Here is a 16,090-nt window from a genome sequence, read left to right as displayed (position 1 = left end):
TTGCTATGCATTTTATTGCACTCTATTCTTGCATCGCTCCGATTTTGCTTTATATTTGCGTTCTGAAAAACGACAGAAACTATATATGGAGAAATACACGGTTTTATTTTTCTGTATCCTTATACTTTTACTGGTCATTGCTCTATGTAATATTGTGTCCCGCTACCGCTATTATCGCCTTCGTTGTGAAAAGGATATGCAGGAGAAAGAATTGATCCGTCTGAAGTTGCAGAAACAGGAAGAGTTATTGCGTAATCTGATTGCTTCACGAAAAGAACTCTCACAAAGGAATGAAGAATTACGCCGGCAGTTGAAAGAGATCCAGGATCGTCCGGAGAAAGTGACGGACCTGGGGAAAGTGATGGAGATGTTGCATCCCCGTTTGTTGACCCATGACGAAGAAGACCAGTTCCGCCAGAGCTTCAGCGCGCTGCACCCGATGTTCCTGCACCGCCTGCGGCAGGAATGCCCGTCGATCACCAAAGGTGAAGAATTATTCTGTATGCTGTTGGTACTGAACCAGACTAACGAAGAAATCGCGTATACATTGGGCATCAACCGGCCGAGTGTGATCAAAACCCGCTACCGCCTGCGCCGGAAGATCGATTGTCCATCCGAAAAAACGATTGAAACCTGGGTACGCGCATTGGCTTTTGATGAAAAAGAATAAAAGAAACTGTAAATGACTTTGTTATTCCCAAAATTAAGTCCTAAATTTGCTCCGGTTTTTGAAAGAGGTTCATGACAAGGAAGAAATACATAGGCAATCTGGCACTTTTCTCCGGCTTTATGTCGGATCACATGGACTCTTTTCCCTTTTTGTCGGCAGTTTTCTACTGAATGCGTTATTCTTCATTGATTAACGTATTTTTTTTGTCTTGCGGAAAGGACTGAGGAACGTAACATATATATAAAATCTAAAATAGTATCAAAAATTATGTCGAAAAGTGGTATCAAGAAAGTGATAGTCCTCGGCTCCGGCGCACTGAAGATCGGTCAGGCGGGCGAGTTCGACTATTCCGGTTCACAAGCGTTAAAGGCCTTACGTGAAGAAGGCATCAGTACCGTACTCTTAAACCCGAACATCGCCACCATCCAAACATCGGAGGGGGTAGCGGATAAGGTTTATTTCCTGCCGATCACTCCTTACTTCGTGGAAGAGGTGATCAAAAAAGAACAACCCGACGGTATCCTGCTCGCTTTTGGCGGGCAAACGGCTTTGAACTGTGGTACCCAACTCTACACCGACGGCACGCTGGCGAAATACGGGGTGAAGGTATTAGGCACCTCGGTCGAGGCGATCATGAATACGGAAGACCGCGACCTCTTTGTCAAGAAGCTGGATGAGGTAGCGATCAAAACGCCGATCAGCCAGGCGGTAGAGACGATGGACGACGCGCTGGCGGCTGCCCATCGCATTGGCTTCCCGGTGATGATCCGCTCGGCTTACGCCCTGGGTGGCCTGGGCAGTGGCATCTGTGCCGACGAGAAAGAATTGCGCACGCTGGCCGAAAGCGCTTTCGCCTACTCTTCCCAGATCCTGGTCGAAGAGTCGCTGAAAGGCTGGAAAGAGATTGAGTTTGAAGTGATACGCGATAAGAACGACCATTGCTTTACGGTGGTCAGCATGGAGAATGTCGACCCGCTGGGTGTGCATACGGGCGAAAGTATCGTGGTGGCTCCCACCTGCTCCTTGACCGATGAAGAGGTGAAGACCCTGCAGGAGATCTCCACCAAGGCGATCCGCCACCTGGGCATTGTCGGCGAATGTAATATTCAATATGCCTACAACTCGGAAACGGGCGACTACCGCGTGATCGAGGTCAATGCCCGCCTGAGCCGTTCTTCGGCCCTGGCATCGAAAGCGAGCGGTTATCCGTTAGCATTCGTGGCCGCCAAGCTGGCACTGGGCTACGGCCTGGACGAGATCGGCGAGATGGGTACACCCTACTCGGCATACAAAGCACCGGAAGTGGATTATATGATCGTGAAGATCCCGCGCTGGGACCTGACGAAGTTTGTCGGTGTCAGCCGCCAGATCGGCTCGAGCATGAAGTCGGTTGGCGAGATCATGTCGATCGGTAAGAGCTTCGAAGAGATCATCCAGAAAGGCTTGCGTATGATCGGACAGGGGATGCACGGTTTCGTGGGCAATAACGACATCACATTCGACGACCTCGACGAAGAACTGGCGAACCCGACCGACCTGCGCATCTTTGCTATCGCCCGCGCACTGGAAGCCGGTTACTCGATCGACCGCATCTACGAACTGTCGAAGATCAACCATTGGTTCCTGCACAAGCTGAAAAATATTGTCGACTATACCCATGTATTGGCCGGATATACGAAAGTGGAAGACCTGCCCGAAGATATCCTGCGCGAAGCGAAACGCCTTGGGTTCTCCGACTTCCAGATCGCCCGCTACGTGGAAAGTCCCGACGGCAATATGGAAAAAGAAAATATCCGCGTGCGCAACCACCGGAAGAAGCTGGGCGTACTGCCGAGCGTGAAACGGATCAATACGATCGCTTCCGAATTTCCGGAACTGACCAACTACCTCTACCTCACGTACGACGGCAGCGAACACGATATACCTTATTATAAGAACGAAAAGAGCGTGATCATCCTCGGTTCGGGCGCGTACCGTATCGGTTCGTCGGTCGAGTTCGACTGGTGCTCGGTGAATGCCGCGCAGACCGCCCGCAAGCTGGGATACAAATCGATCATGATCAACTATAACCCCGAGACGGTATCGACCGACTACGATATGTGCGACCGCCTCTATTTTGATGAACTCTCATTGGAACGCGTACTGGATGTGATCGACCTGGAAACCCCCAAAGGTGTGGTGGTCTCTATGGGCGGACAGATCCCGAACAACCTGGCGATGAAGCTTTACCGTCAGCAGGTACCTATCCTGGGGACCTCGCCCCTGTCGATCGACCGGGCGGAAAACCGGCACAAATTCTCTGCCATGCTCGATACCTTAAAGATCGACCAACCCCGTTGGGCAGAATTGACCAGCATGGAAGAGATCGATGCGTTCATTGAGAATGTGGGATTCCCGATCCTGATCCGTCCGTCGTACGTATTGTCCGGCGCGGCGATGAATGTGTGTTACACGAAAGATCAGATGATCGAATTCCTCGGACTGGCTGCGAAAGTGTCGAAAGAATACCCGGTGGTCGTTTCCGAGTTCCTTCAGGGAGCGAAAGAGATTGAGTTCGACGCGGTAGCCATGAACGGCGAGATCGTGGAATACGCCATCTCCGAACATATCGAGTTTGCCGGCGTACACTCCGGCGACGCCACCCTGGTGTTCCCTGCACAGAAGATCTACTTCGAGACTGCCCGCCGCATCAAGAAGGTGAGCAAGATGATCGCCAAAGAACTCAACATCAGCGGACCGGTGAATATCCAGTTCCTGGCAAAGAACAACGAAGTGAAGGTGATCGAATGTAACCTGCGTGCTTCGCGCAGCTTCCCGTTTGTCTCCAAAGTGCTTCGCCGCAACTTTATCGAAACGGCAACGCGCATCATGCTCGACGCTCCCTACTCCCAACCGGATAAGAGCGCGTTCGATATCGACTGGATCGGTGTGAAAGCTTCCCAGTTCTCCTTTGCCCGCCTGCATAAGGCCGACCCGATCCTGGGTGTCGACATGAGCTCGACCGGCGAGGTAGGCTGTCTGGGTGATGATTTCGATGAAGCATTGCTCTCTGCCATGATCGCCGTAGGCAATACGATCCCCGAACAAAACGTACTGGTCTCTTCAGGAGAAGCCAAAAGCAAGGTCGACCTGTTGGAACCCAGCCGCCTGCTGGCAGAAAAAGGGTATACGATCTTCGGCACCCAAGGCACAGCCAAGTTCTTGAACGAAAACGGTGTACCGGCAAAAACGGTGAACTGGCCGGACGAACCGGGCGATTGCAACGTCATGGATATGTTCTCGAACCATACGTTCGACCTGGTGGTGAACATCCCCAAAGACCACACCACCCGCGAACTGACCAACGGCTACAAGATCCGCCGGGCCGCCATCGACCACAACGTGCCCCTGATCACCAACGCCCGCCTGGCCAGCGCCTTCATCCAGGCCTTCTGCAACATGAAAGAAACAGAAATCCAAATCAAAAGCTGGCAGGAGTATAAGTAATAAACGGATAGTATCCGATGAATTTAAAAGGATGTACACTTATTTGTGGGCATCCTTTTTTAGTAATATGACGCTTACAATCTGAAAAATCCGGTAGGTGATTTACAACCACCTACCGCATAAATAGAATAACAAAAGTTGTTCAGTTGAATAACTTTTGTTATTTTTGTGTCATGATAAGAGAGGTAATTACTTTTGGTCCTTATTTTGAAGATTTTCTAGAAACAGGCACAGCCCCCCCCACAAAAAGAGATCAACAAGGCATTAAAAATTATGGAGGAGTATTATGAGAGCAAAAAACAATGAAATAAGAAGTTATAGCGCCATACTTGATAAAAAATACGGTGTGCAGGGTTCTCCTTCCCGCTTGGAAGCAGAGCAAAAAGCCTATTCTTTTTATACGGGTCTTTTAATTGAAGAAGCCCGTAAAGAAGCTAAAATGACTCAGGAGGAATTGGCAAAAAAAATAGGGAGTAATAAGTCATATATTTCTAAAGTAGAAAATGGGAAGACAGAACCCAAAGTATCTACTTTCTACCGGATCGCTGCAGCTTTGGGCTTAGCTGTTGATTTAAGGCCGCTACATCCATAAACTTTCTGTATTCTTTTTTCTTCTTTCTATAACTTTCCCTATATTTGCCGGACCAATGTAAAGTTAGACCTAATTTCATGAGTAAGACACTGTTTACGGTACTTCTGGTATGGAGTACTTCTTTTTCGCTTTTTGCGGCCTCCGGTATTAAAGGTAAAGTGATCGACGCTTCTTCGCAGGCGCCGGTCGAGTATGCGCATGTAATCCTCTATTCGGGCGACAAGGTGGTTGCCGAAGTGATGACCGATCTGGAGGGTGGTTTCCAAATGACGCCGCTTACCGTCGGCGAATATACCCTGATGGTGCGTATGCTGGGGTATGATCTGTTCACCCAATCGGTTCTGGTAGAGAATGAACGCGTCAAAGATGCGGGTATCATGCGGCTCCGCCAGCTCGAAGTGGGGCTGGGTGAGGTCGAAGTGGTGGCCAATAAGAAACAGGTGATCTACAAACTGGATAAACGGGTGATCGAGGCCTCTTCGAATATGATGGCCAGCGGTGGCTCGGCAGTGGATATCCTGGAGAATACGCCGTCGATCCGGGTCGATGCCGAGGGGGAGGTGACCTTCCGCGGCAGCAGTGGCTTTGCCGTTTATGTGGATGGCAAGCCCAGTATCTTCTCCGGCACGCAGGCGTTGGAACAAATCCCTTCCGCCCATATCGACAATATCGAGATCATCACCAATCCTTCGGCACGCCATGATACGGAAGGCGCCGTGGGCATCATCAATATCATCACCAAGAAGGATATGCAACAAGGCGTCAGCGGCATGGTAAACCTCAGCGGAAGTACGGCATTGACCCGCACGGTCGATTTCCTGTTGACCAATCAGCAGAAAGCCTCCCGCTGGTTTGTTGGTGGAAGTTATAGCGAACGGCTGCGCGAGAGTGATTTCAACCAGCAAAAGACAACCATCGTAGGTGATGCCTCGACCATATCCCATTCCGACGGACCACGAAAAAGTAATAATTTCAACTACGCATTGAAAGCCGGCTGGCAATATGCCTTGCCGCAAACGACATTCGATGTGGATTTCGAAGGCGGATACGGCGGACGGACGCGCGATGGCGACCTCGACTATTCGGAAGTGCGCCAAGTCGACGGAGAAGCAACGGAGCGGGGCGACTATTTCAGTCGTGATTATTACGATATCCACGAGACTTTCTTTCAGGGGAATGTCGGTATGTTGCATAAATTCAACGACAAAGGCCACCAACTCTCCGCCCGTTTCTATGCCAAGTACGGGGGCGACGCGTTGGAATACTTCCAGAGCGACCTCTTCGATAAGAACAATCAACGCCAACAGGGACACCGGGCCTACGAAGACGAACACCGCTGGACCACCCGGGGTAATCTGGATTATATCTACCCGTATAGTGCAACCGGTAAACTCGAAGCCGGCTACCAATACTTCTCTTACCTGGAAGATGGTGATTACAGCATGGAATTCTGGGATCCGGTGAAGAAAGAGTTCTACTGGAGCGATGAGATCTATAATACGTTTTACTTTATGCACGGCATCAACTCGATCTATGCGATCTGGGGCGATAGTTATAAATCGTTTGAGTTTCAAGCCGGATTGCGGGGCGAACATACCCATCGCGTATTGCGCAGCTCGGTCGAAGGTTCTGACCGGATCTACAATAAGTTCGAACTTTTCCCTTCCGTTCACCTGGGCTATCATTTCCCGAACGAGCATGTATTGATGGCTTCTTATTCGCGTCGGATCACCCGCCCGCAACTCTTTTATATGGAGCCGTATATCACCTACCGCGACTATTATTCGGCGGAGATCGGCAACCCGGATATCCGGGCGGAATACATCAACTCCTACGAATTGAACTACAAAAAGAATATCGGGCAACACAGTGTCTCTGCCTCCGTCTTCCACCGCTCGCGGAAAGATAAGATCGAGCGCCTGCGCGTGCCTTATGTAGCCGGGGTAACGCTCGACTCGATGGCGAACGTGGGAAGCGATTATTCGACAGGGGTGGAACTCAGCCTGCAAGTGCAGGCCGCTCGTTGGTGGAATATCAATGTGAACGGTAGCCTCTACCACTACAAAGTAAAGAACAAACTGCAGAACCTCGGCACCGATGAGAACAGTACGAACTACGAGATCGCATTGAATAACGGTTTCGACGCGGGCAAATACACCCGGATCCAGGTCGATGGTAACTTTGTCGGCCCGTCGGTCACCACCCAAGGACGTACGGATGCTTTCTGGTATATGAACCTGGCGGTTCGTCAGCAATTGTTTAACCGGAAAGTCGCAGCGACCCTCTCCTTCCGGGATGTATTCAATTCCGCCCGTTACGTGAGTAATATCTCGACCTCGAACCTGGAGTCGATCACCAAGATCCGCCCCCAATACCCGTTGATCATGCTCTCGATCAGTTATACCTTCAATAACTTCAAAGCCCGCGCATCACAGGGACACGAAGGACACGATCTTTTCGAAGGGACGAATCATTAAGGGAAGGAAAGCAGAAGTCAGCACAAAGCGATCTTTCCCAAATCGCTTATTTCCAGCTTAGCGCTTAAGCCCATCGCTTTGAGCAATTTTATAACAGTGGAGAACGTTAAGTTTTTACCGTTCTCTATTCTGGATATTTGTGCTTTTTGCACGCCAACCCGTCTGCCTAATTCCTCTTGGGTCAGATTTTGGGATTGCCGGGCTTGCCTGATCGCTTCCCCGATAAGGAACATTTCTATTTCTTCTTCGTATTTATCACGCTTCGGAGTCCCTTTTTCACCAATGAACTCATCTTCTATTTCCTCATGCGTATAAAATTTCATTTTATTCATATCCTTATCTCTTTAGCGTCGGCAGAATACACTACCTTAAATCGTTCTTTTGGTTCCATCTTCTACAAAGTGCAAAGATAGCAAATGTTTCCGTATATAGAAACTTTTGCTGCGGCTTTTCTGTATGGAAAGCTAAATCACAAAGATAATCTTTCTTTCAAGAGTTTGTAGCCGCTCTGGCTGGCACGCAGGCTGGTGCCGTTTTTGAGTTTGATCTGGTAGTTGTCTTTGCCGAAGAGTTCGACGCGGGCGATATATTCCGCGTTGACGATCGAAGAGCGGTGGATACGCACAAAGGTCGGCGGCAGGTGTTGCTCGAAATACTTCATGGTCTGCTCCTTGATATACTGCCCGGTAGGGGTGAAGAGCGTGACATAGTCGCCGCAGGCCTGCAGGCAATAGAGGTCGCCCACAGGCACGATATGGATGCGGCTACCGTCTTTGACGGAGATCCGGTCGATCCGTTCCACCGGTGCGGTCTCCGGTAGCGTATTCTCCCTCTCGGCCCTTTCGCGTTCTTCTTCCAGGACTTCCTGGAATTGCTGCTCTTGTTGTAACCTCCAATACCACTGCAGGAGGATGATCCAGCCCAACAGGCCGAAAATAAAACGCAGCGGCAAGGTGTACAGGAAAGAAGAGGCATCCGCCAGGTCAACTATCGTCATCAGCGTAAAGCTAATGCCCAGGCAAACAAACTGAACGAGCAAAGCCAGGCTCAACTGCACCTGCCACACCCGGATATACGCCAATACAAACCAGCAGTAATAGCCCGATACCGTAAGCAAGCCAATGGAGATCAAGCTATCTATCACCGCCGGAACCATAGGCACCTGCCCGTAATACGTTAGGATAAGCCATTGAAGCAATACCGCAAGAACCAACAATACCGTTCCTGCGATCCGCCGTGTGATCGTCTCTGTAAAGGGATGCTCCGACATACTTAACTTTTAATCTCTACCCCACCAAAACTGACATCGCCCCGGATAAGCAGTTCGTGCTCATAATCAATCTGGTGCGCCACCATCCGTTTGTCCTGAATACCTCCGAAACTATTATCCGTACGAAGGATCACATTCCAATGACCGGGAATATACAATTCGATACTGCCAAAGCTACAATCCAGATCAATTGCCGTCACCGGCTTTTCCAACGCCGTGCGGCGCAGGTCCAAAACCATAGAACCAAAGGAGACATCTATTTGAGCTCCTTGAAAAACAGGATCCAAAACAATATGCTTTGTACCTCCGAAGCTTATATCTACATGGACAAAACCGTCCACTACCGAAGAAGACTCTGTCGCACCATGCGCTAGGTTCTTATGCCCCCATGTATGATTCATCTGGCGTTTAAACAATATCCCTATTCCGATAAGGATCAACAATACGGGCCAATAAGTCCCCAGCCCATAGTCGGAAGGCAACAGAAAATAGCTACCAAACGTGATCATAATCAATCCTCCCATTATATTTCTTTTGATCAACTGGAATAATCCGATATAGACCAATAACATTTGCCAGGAAATGACAAAAGAGAAAACAGAATGATCGACCCAGCCAAAATTACGGGCCAGAAACATTACTCCTACAAAAATAAATGCAAATGAGACCGCGATCGTATTTAACTTACGATAACGATGATGATGTTCGTGAAATGCGTTCATAATTTCGTATCTTTAAATTCTAAGGCAAAGCTACATGATCCGGCCCAACCACCCAACGCGTTAGCGCCTATTAAAGGGAGTTTCCCGACGAATAACGGAAAAACAACGGTGAACTGCCCTGCAATTCTGTTTACAAATATTGTGCAATCACATGATTATTGCTCACATATCTGACAAAATAGACAACTTCTCCCCCCGTTTGATAAATATTGAAAAACACATACCATGATGTGTTCTTATTTCGTCTAAAAACGGCATAAAACAAGCCTTCCCCATACTTATCAAAATATTCAGGAGCGACCTTCTTATGTTTGGTTGGTAAGTTATCCCTGATCTCTTCAAATAACTCCCGGGCATACTGTACTGCATTATATTCAAATCCAAAATACCCTTTGTCATAAAAGAGAGAGGCCAGCTCCAGGAAATAATCGATTACCTCCGGAAGGATAATGACTCTCATTAAGTCTTTATTTGCTTTTTGCTCTTGATAAGTTCTATCATTCCACTTTCAACTCTACAAATCGCTTCATCCATAGATATTGCCAAATGGAAATCTTCAGGTAGATCATCCTGCCTTGTTAGGATGGATGTTTCGGTCTTTGCTCTCTGGATAACTACAGTTTCTGTTCGTGCAGTATCAAGACAATTTTTCATGTTATTACGTAATTCCGCCGAACTTATTACTTTCATAGTGATTACATTTTGCATACATCATAATGTACAAATTTAATAATATTATTTCATTACACCAAGCCATTCTATATACAATTCCCTATTCCCTTCGGTCAGGAAGCAGGTTAGCCAATAGCCTCCGTTCGGGGAGGGGTCGATGGCGGTATGTTTTTCGATGATTTCGCGGTTGAGTTTATGCTCTTGCAGGAATGCCTGATCCTGGGCGATGGCGTAAAGCAGTTGTTTACGTTTTTTCTTATCTAAGAGCTCCGGCCAGAAGCCTTTGGGACGGCGGCTGAAGTGGCTGTAGAAGTCACGGCGCAAGGGCAGCAAGAGGTCGATAGCTTTCGATTGCAGGAAATGATACAGGAAACGGAAAAGGTCTTCCAACTGATAGCCGTGGTACGGATAGTTGTTGGAATGGTAAAAAACGCCCAATTCATCGAAGAATTCGAAGTAGCGCCCGGCGTAATGGTCGGCGAAAACCACAGCCATCGTCTGCCGGAAACGACCACTGTTCCAATATTTATCCAGCATCTGCTCCGCCTGATGGATACGCGCCAACTCGGCAGCGCTGATATCCGCGTTACAGACAATCTCATAAGGCGCCTCCGCCTGATACACATAGCCATACCGGTCGGCATCGCGTCGCAGATTGGTGCCGCGAAGCATTTTCAGGAATCCCAGTTGCACCTCTTTGGCTCCCAATGCAAACACCTCATTAAACGACTGGCGAAAGCGGTCGAACGACTCATACGGCAAGCCGGCAATCAGATCCAGATGTAGATCGATCCGTCCGCCGTCCATGATGCGCCGGATATTCCGGGCCAGTAATTCAAAGTTTTGCTTGCGTCGAACCGCCCGGTTCGTAGGCTCGTAAGTCGACTGGATACCGATCTCAAAACGAAAAAAACCGGTGGGCAGTGCGGTGTTCAGGTAGTCGATCAACGCATCGTGCAACAGATCGGCATAGACCTCGAACTGGCAACTCAGGCCCGTCCGGTGGTTGGCGATCAGGAATTGAAAAACACCCTCCGTATGTTCCCGGTTCAGGTTAAACGTCCGGTCGAGGAACTTGATCTGCCGCGCACCGTGTTCGATCAGGTATTTCAGGTTTTGAAAGATATACGCTTGCGGGAAATAACGCACCCCCTTTTCCAACGAAGAAAGGCAATACTGGCATTGGTAAGGACAGCCGCGCGACGTCTCGAAATAGACCATCCGGTGCGGCCGGTCTATCTCGTCCTCCTCCAATTGAAAAGGCGAAGGCAGGAGTGCCAGCTTTTCAATATCCGCCTGTACGATTGTATGATCGATATGCCCGCGTGAAGAAACACCGCGGATCTCGGTAGAGAGTCCCTCTTGAATGGCTCCCAAGAGTTCGCCCAATACAAACTCCCCTTCCCCACCGATCACATAATCGATCGGCCAGTCCGCCAGAAAAAACTCCGGTTCATACATCACCTCCGGTCCTCCGACGATAAGAATCAGTTCCGGTCGGGCTTCCTTCAGGGCGACAACCAGTTCCCGCGTCTGCCGCACATTCCAGATCGACACGCTGATGCCCACGACATCGCATTCCAGCGCTAACAGCTCTTCCGCGATCCGCTCCGTACGTTCTTTGATTGTATATTCCCGGAACGAGAGATCGAACCGGTCTTTATTGGCCACATACAACCAACGCAAGGCCAGTGAAGTATGGATATATTTCGCATTCAGCGTTGTAAGAATCGTTTTCATCGGACTATCCTCTCTCTTCAATTGCATTTATGGAATCAAAGATAGTGAAAGTCGAATGCAGATCCAAGCTTGCTTGAGATATGCTGAGGCGCATCCTATCTTCTACAAAGATAGTGAAAGTCGAATGCAGATCCAAGCTTGCTTGAGGGTAGTATCAAAAGTCAAATTGAATTATAGGTCCTGACTTTCGGGACCTCCCCGATTTATACTTTTATATTTCGTTGTAAACAACAGGTTTTTATACTCGGTATCCGGCAGATCGAACGCTATCTGTTTTTCCTGTCCGGAATCCAGTTCATAATGCCGTATATCACCCGTTTGTTTTCCATCTATATAATATGTTATCTTTCCGGTATCCGTCAGGTTCCCGTTATTTTTAACAGAGACAAATACGGACTTCTTCTTATGGAGCAAATTCGTTTCTATCCCATCGATCTTTATGTCAAAATCAGCATGAAAAGCGTACGGATAATCAATGGTGCAACCCACACCCTCCCGGGAAGTTTCAAAGCCAACACTATCTTTAATTTTATCCGTAGCTACATAAGACGGGCTCTTTCCTCCAACCATAATCTTAAATTCCCCTTTTTCGACAACCCGGTCCATTTGATCGTTTAATAAAGATAATTGATAGGGTGTCAGGGTAAAATCTACCATTTTCGTTTCTCCCGGCTTCAGATGCAAACGGGTGAAATCTTTTAGTTCCATGACCCGGGTTTTTACGCTGGCATACATATCCGTAACGTACAACTGGGCAACCTCATCACCGGCTACATCACCGGTATTGGTAACCGAAGCCTGGACATGAATACTCCCATCCGACAGAATATCAGTCTGTAGGTTTGAATATTCAAACGTCGTATAACTCAATCCGTAACCAAAAGGGTAGAGCGGATAAAAGGGCATATCTACATATTCATATCTGCGCCCGGATGTTTTGAAGTTATAATATAAAGGAAGCTGGGCGACATCCTGCGGGAAGGTCATCGGCAGTCTTCCGCCCGGATTATATTGGCCAAACAAGACATCGGCAGTGGCATGGCCTCCCTCCTGGCCCGGTAACCAGTTGACCAGAATAGCCTGGCAATGTTCGGAAGCATAACTCAGGTTATACGGACGACCGACCTGCAGAACAAGAACAACCGGTTTGCCCGTTGCACATACAGCCTCAAGAAGTTTCTGCTGGTTGCCCGGCAGGATCAGGGAAGCATAATCTCTGTTCTCGCCTGAGGTCTGCTCGATACCCGTCAAGGCTTCGCTCGAGGAACAGTCGCCCAGAACCAACACCACCACATCCGCGCTACGGGCAGTCTCCATCGCTTTGGCCGGATCATAGCTTGCATCATCATTGATAAATTCGCATCCCTTCTGATAGAGGACCTGCGTGTTCTTTCCTACTGTGGCCTTTATCCCGGAAAGCACAGAAACCAACTGTCCCGGACGTGGCTTCGAAGTATAATCGCCCGGTTGCAGATCATCAGCTCCGGGACCGATCACGGCAATCTTACGCAGATTACCCGACAGCGGTAATACCTTCTCTTTATTCTTCAATAAAACAATCGACTCCGCAGCAGCACGGCGAGCCAACCGACGGTGCTCCGGCGTATTCCAACCCGGATAAACCTTATCCCAATCCAAGGCTTTCGACGGATTATATTCAAATAAACCACCCCGGAACATCGTACGCAACATCGTGCGGCACACATAATCCAGGTTGTCCATATTCAGTTCACCATTTTTTGCGGCTTCGATCACTGCTGGATCATTGTATGTATCGCCACAATTGGTTGCAATTCCCGCCGCAAGCGCCTGATTAGCCGCTTCGATCTTATCAAGCGCCGTATAATGTTTCTTACTGGTCAGATTGGAAATCGCCCCACAATCACTGACAATAAATCCATCAAACCCCCATTCATCCCGTAAAATACCTTTCAATAGTTCCTTACTTTTAGCAACCGGCACCCCCATATAATCCGAATAAGCCATCATAATGGACTGACAATCATAATTACGCATCACATGGCGGAAAGGAACCAGATGCACCTCACGCATCTCTCTTTCGGAAAGGCCGATATCATGTGAGTCACGCCCGCCCAATGGCGCTCCATGCCCCCCGAAATGCTTGGGTGTAGTCCACAGGCCTTTCGATTGATATCCTTTGATCCAGGCGCCTCCGATCAGCGACACCAATACAGGATCTTCCCCGTATGTCTCTTCGCTTCTTCCCCAACGGGCATCCTGGGCCACATCCAATACGGGCGACCAGGCTTGTTTCGCATTCGCGCTGATCGTCTCATCGGCTATTGCCATAGCCACTTCTTCGGTCAGTTCTTTGTTCCAGGAAGCACCCATTCCGATGGATTGGGGAAAAATCGTAGCTCCACTTCCATAAGAGAACCCATGAATAGCCTCTACCTTCATAATAGCCGGCACATTCAAATGCGGGATGCCCGGTATTCCCCAGCCCTCTCTGACCAGTTCCATCTTATCCTCCGGAATCATAATAGCCAATAAACTTTCTACCCGTTCTTCTACAGGAAGTTCCGGATCCATATACGCCAGATTGGTTCGTACTCCCTCTTTCTTATGATCAGCCTTAACCGGAACCACCTCAATATCCTTAATTTTCAATGGAATTGTTATCTGATTACCTTTAAAAACCAGTTTAATATGTGCGCCATATTTCGGAGGGAAAGAAATCGTAAACCGTCCATCTTTCCCTTTAACCGATGTAATAACCGGCTCACCCGGGTTCATCGGATCATAAGTGACAAAAACATTACATATCCCCTTCAACTCCTCCCCGGATATCCCATCCGCAGAAATGAGTAAGCCTTTCACATCCCCAGGTTGCAACAAAGAGAATGTCAGCCACTGGTCGTTCTTTAAATCCTTTTCCGATAAAGACCAAAACGTTTCAGCATTCCCATCAAACACACCTGGAGCCGACTCTATATTAACAGACGCCCCCACAGATACTATTTTACTTTGCTGCGCCTGCGCCGAAAGCCCCAGCAGCAAACAAAAAAAGACTACATTAAAAAGTTTCTTCATAAGTCATACTATTATTATTAACCTCAGCAAAGTACGAATCGGGGGATTAATAAAAGGGAAAAATAGACTTACTACAGGATTAAAAACAACTTAATACCATCATTTTGCGAATAATTCTAATAATATTTCCGTATTTTCGTCACCTGAATTATTAACTACCAGTCCATGAAAACTACAACTGTTGCCCCCCGTGAGTAAATCGGGTGGATTGATCTTTTACGTGTGTTAGCCTGTTCCCTTGTGATCGTATCTCATTCGTGCGATCCGTTTGTTGAAATCCTGATGATCGCGGTATTCTTTCCCGAAATGCCTGGCAAAGTATAGTAAAAGCAGGACATCCTATCTTCGATTTGCAGAAATAAAGATAGTGATTTGTCTGTTTTACCGCGAAAATCTATACATTTATAGCCTTAATCTTGTGGCCGACCATATTCAACCAGTTGGCCGACCATGCTGAGCCAAATGGCTGACCATACTGAGCCAATTGACCGACAATGGTCGGCCACAAGATTAAGGGCGAAAAAAATAAGAGATAGTACGAACTATGAAAATGTATTAGACTATGAAGATTAAGTTTGGGGTTTATCCGAACCCACCCGCTCCGGGAAGTGAAGAAACAGCCACTCAATTGCATGGCAGAGTGATCAGTAAAGGAACCTTCCGATTATCGGATTTATGTGACGACTTGCTTGAATTGGGTGTTAATTCAGCGCAAATCAAAGCGGTATTGGATGCCACCGGCCGGTTTATCCGCCGGTCGCTGACGGATGGTTATCATGTGGAATTGGATGGTATCGGCACCTTTTCCCTTTCGCTGCGTAGCCAGTATATCGAAGAAGAAAAAGTAGAGATTGCAGCAGACGGAGAAGAAACCATAAAAAAAGAGGGCATCACGCGACTAACGGTCGACCGGATCAATTTCAAGACCAACAAACGCCTATTGAAACAGATCAATCAGAATATGTCGCTGATGGAAGTCAGCCCCGACCAGCCCACCCCAGGTATCGTCTACCGCAAGCAACGGCTATTAAAACACCTGCAAAAGAACGGTTTCATCAGCATCCGTAAATACGCCGAGATCACCAATTGCTCCCGTTACCAAAGCAACAAAGACCTGCCTGCTTTCGAACAGGAAGGCCTTATCATCCGCAAAGGCAACAAAACCCATCAGGTGTATGTATTGGCGGAAAGGAACGGAATGGAAGAAATCACGTAGAAATAAGGGCGGGTAGTGGCGATCCACGAAAACACTGGAGTAAACTCAAACAAAGGCTAAAAGCGGAAGGGGGATGAAACCGTGACAAATTGTCACGGTTTGAAGTTTCGTGCTGCTAACGAAAAAAATGGGAAGGAATGAAACGGTTACAAATTGTAACCAGTTGAAAATACGTGCTGCTGCAGAGGCAG

Annotated in this window: 12 protein-coding genes; 5 read left to right on the top strand and 7 right to left on the bottom strand. The window is 48.2% G+C overall.

The window, feature by feature from the left end:
• The first annotated feature begins 196 nt into the window (after positions 1-196).
• The 4 genes from M2133_RS12290 to M2133_RS12275 all read left to right on the top strand — a co-directional run bounded on the left by M2133_RS12290 (position 197) and on the right by M2133_RS12275 (position 7,225).
• Positions 197-670: a hypothetical protein gene (locus tag M2133_RS12290; protein WP_277466441.1), complete on the top strand. Its 474-nt coding sequence runs from the start codon at positions 197-199 to the stop codon at positions 668-670.
• Between the two features lie 267 nt (positions 671-937).
• A complete protein-coding gene (gene carB, locus M2133_RS12285; protein ID WP_277466440.1) occupies positions 938-4,156 on the top strand; it encodes a carbamoyl-phosphate synthase (glutamine-hydrolyzing) large subunit in 3,219 nt (1,072 codons plus the stop codon).
• Positions 4,157-4,442: 286 nt separating this feature from the next.
• On the top strand, positions 4,443-4,748 hold the full coding sequence (locus M2133_RS12280; protein WP_277466439.1) for a helix-turn-helix transcriptional regulator: 306 nt from the start codon (positions 4,443-4,445) through the stop codon (positions 4,746-4,748).
• A 77-nt stretch (positions 4,749-4,825) separates the two neighbouring features.
• Positions 4,826-7,225 (top strand): TonB-dependent receptor, encoded by a 2,400-nt coding sequence (locus M2133_RS12275; protein WP_277466438.1) that lies wholly within the window; start codon positions 4,826-4,828, stop codon positions 7,223-7,225.
• A 17-nt stretch (positions 7,226-7,242) separates the two neighbouring features.
• Here the strand turns inward: M2133_RS12275 and M2133_RS12270 are convergent, their stop codons facing one another.
• The 7 genes from M2133_RS12270 to M2133_RS12240 form a co-directional block, all read right to left on the bottom strand.
• Positions 7,243-7,557, bottom strand: a complete 315-nt coding sequence (locus M2133_RS12270) for a helix-turn-helix transcriptional regulator (RefSeq protein ID WP_277466437.1) — start codon at positions 7,555-7,557, stop codon at positions 7,243-7,245.
• Between the two features lie 137 nt (positions 7,558-7,694).
• Complete coding sequence (locus M2133_RS12265; protein ID WP_277466436.1) at positions 7,695-8,495, bottom strand: LytTR family DNA-binding domain-containing protein; 801 nt, start codon at positions 8,493-8,495, stop codon at positions 7,695-7,697.
• A 2-nt stretch (positions 8,496-8,497) separates the two neighbouring features.
• Positions 8,498-9,217, bottom strand: coding sequence for a DUF5668 domain-containing protein (locus M2133_RS12260; protein WP_277466435.1), 720 nt, complete (start codon positions 9,215-9,217; stop codon positions 8,498-8,500).
• A gap of 130 nt (positions 9,218-9,347) precedes the next feature.
• Entirely contained in the window at positions 9,348-9,677 is a 330-nt protein-coding gene (locus tag M2133_RS12255; RefSeq protein WP_277466434.1) for a hypothetical protein, read from the bottom strand.
• On the bottom strand, positions 9,677-9,907 hold the full coding sequence (locus M2133_RS12250) for a hypothetical protein (RefSeq protein WP_277466433.1): 231 nt from the start codon (positions 9,905-9,907) through the stop codon (positions 9,677-9,679). Before M2133_RS12250 ends, M2133_RS12255 begins: the two co-directional genes overlap by 1 nt.
• A gap of 45 nt (positions 9,908-9,952) precedes the next feature.
• Positions 9,953-11,629 (bottom strand): B12-binding domain-containing radical SAM protein, encoded by a 1,677-nt coding sequence (locus M2133_RS12245; RefSeq protein ID WP_277466432.1) that lies wholly within the window; start codon positions 11,627-11,629, stop codon positions 9,953-9,955.
• A 171-nt stretch (positions 11,630-11,800) separates the two neighbouring features.
• Positions 11,801-14,683, bottom strand: coding sequence for a glycoside hydrolase family 3 C-terminal domain-containing protein (locus tag M2133_RS12240; protein WP_277466431.1), 2,883 nt, complete (start codon positions 14,681-14,683; stop codon positions 11,801-11,803).
• A gap of 562 nt (positions 14,684-15,245) precedes the next feature.
• On the opposite strand from M2133_RS12240, the gene M2133_RS12235 reads away from it, so the two are divergent.
• Positions 15,246-15,899, top strand: coding sequence for a hypothetical protein (locus M2133_RS12235; RefSeq protein WP_277466430.1), 654 nt, complete (start codon positions 15,246-15,248; stop codon positions 15,897-15,899).
• Positions 15,900-16,090 lie beyond the last annotated feature (191 nt).

It is taken from the genome of Parabacteroides sp. PF5-6 (genome assembly GCF_029504695.1).
Taxonomy (GTDB): domain Bacteria; phylum Bacteroidota; class Bacteroidia; order Bacteroidales; family Tannerellaceae; genus QVMG01.
This window is presented reverse-complemented; position numbering and strand designations above follow the sequence as displayed.

What these genes read in the sequence shown, in the direction of transcription:
- M2133_RS12290 (WP_277466441.1), top strand. Translation starts at nt 197, where the DNA reads ATGCAGGAGAAAGAATTGATCCGTCTGAAGTTGCAGAAACAGGAAGAG.
- carB (WP_277466440.1), top strand. Translation starts at nt 938, where the DNA reads ATGTCGAAAAGTGGTATCAAGAAAGTGATAGTCCTCGGCTCCGGCGCA.
- M2133_RS12280 (WP_277466439.1), top strand. Translation starts at nt 4,443, where the DNA reads ATGAGAGCAAAAAACAATGAAATAAGAAGTTATAGCGCCATACTTGAT.
- M2133_RS12275 (WP_277466438.1), top strand. Translation starts at nt 4,826, where the DNA reads ATGAGTAAGACACTGTTTACGGTACTTCTGGTATGGAGTACTTCTTTT.
- M2133_RS12270 (WP_277466437.1), bottom strand. Translation starts at nt 7,557, where the DNA reads ATGAATAAAATGAAATTTTATACGCATGAGGAAATAGAAGATGAGTTC.
- M2133_RS12265 (WP_277466436.1), bottom strand. Translation starts at nt 8,495, where the DNA reads ATGTCGGAGCATCCCTTTACAGAGACGATCACACGGCGGATCGCAGGA.
- M2133_RS12260 (WP_277466435.1), bottom strand. Translation starts at nt 9,217, where the DNA reads ATGAACGCATTTCACGAACATCATCATCGTTATCGTAAGTTAAATACG.
- M2133_RS12255 (WP_277466434.1), bottom strand. Translation starts at nt 9,677, where the DNA reads ATGAGAGTCATTATCCTTCCGGAGGTAATCGATTATTTCCTGGAGCTG.
- M2133_RS12250 (WP_277466433.1), bottom strand. Translation starts at nt 9,907, where the DNA reads ATGAAAGTAATAAGTTCGGCGGAATTACGTAATAACATGAAAAATTGT.
- M2133_RS12245 (WP_277466432.1), bottom strand. Translation starts at nt 11,629, where the DNA reads ATGAAAACGATTCTTACAACGCTGAATGCGAAATATATCCATACTTCA.
- M2133_RS12240 (WP_277466431.1), bottom strand. Translation starts at nt 14,683, where the DNA reads ATGAAGAAACTTTTTAATGTAGTCTTTTTTTGTTTGCTGCTGGGGCTT.
- M2133_RS12235 (WP_277466430.1), top strand. Translation starts at nt 15,246, where the DNA reads ATGAAGATTAAGTTTGGGGTTTATCCGAACCCACCCGCTCCGGGAAGT.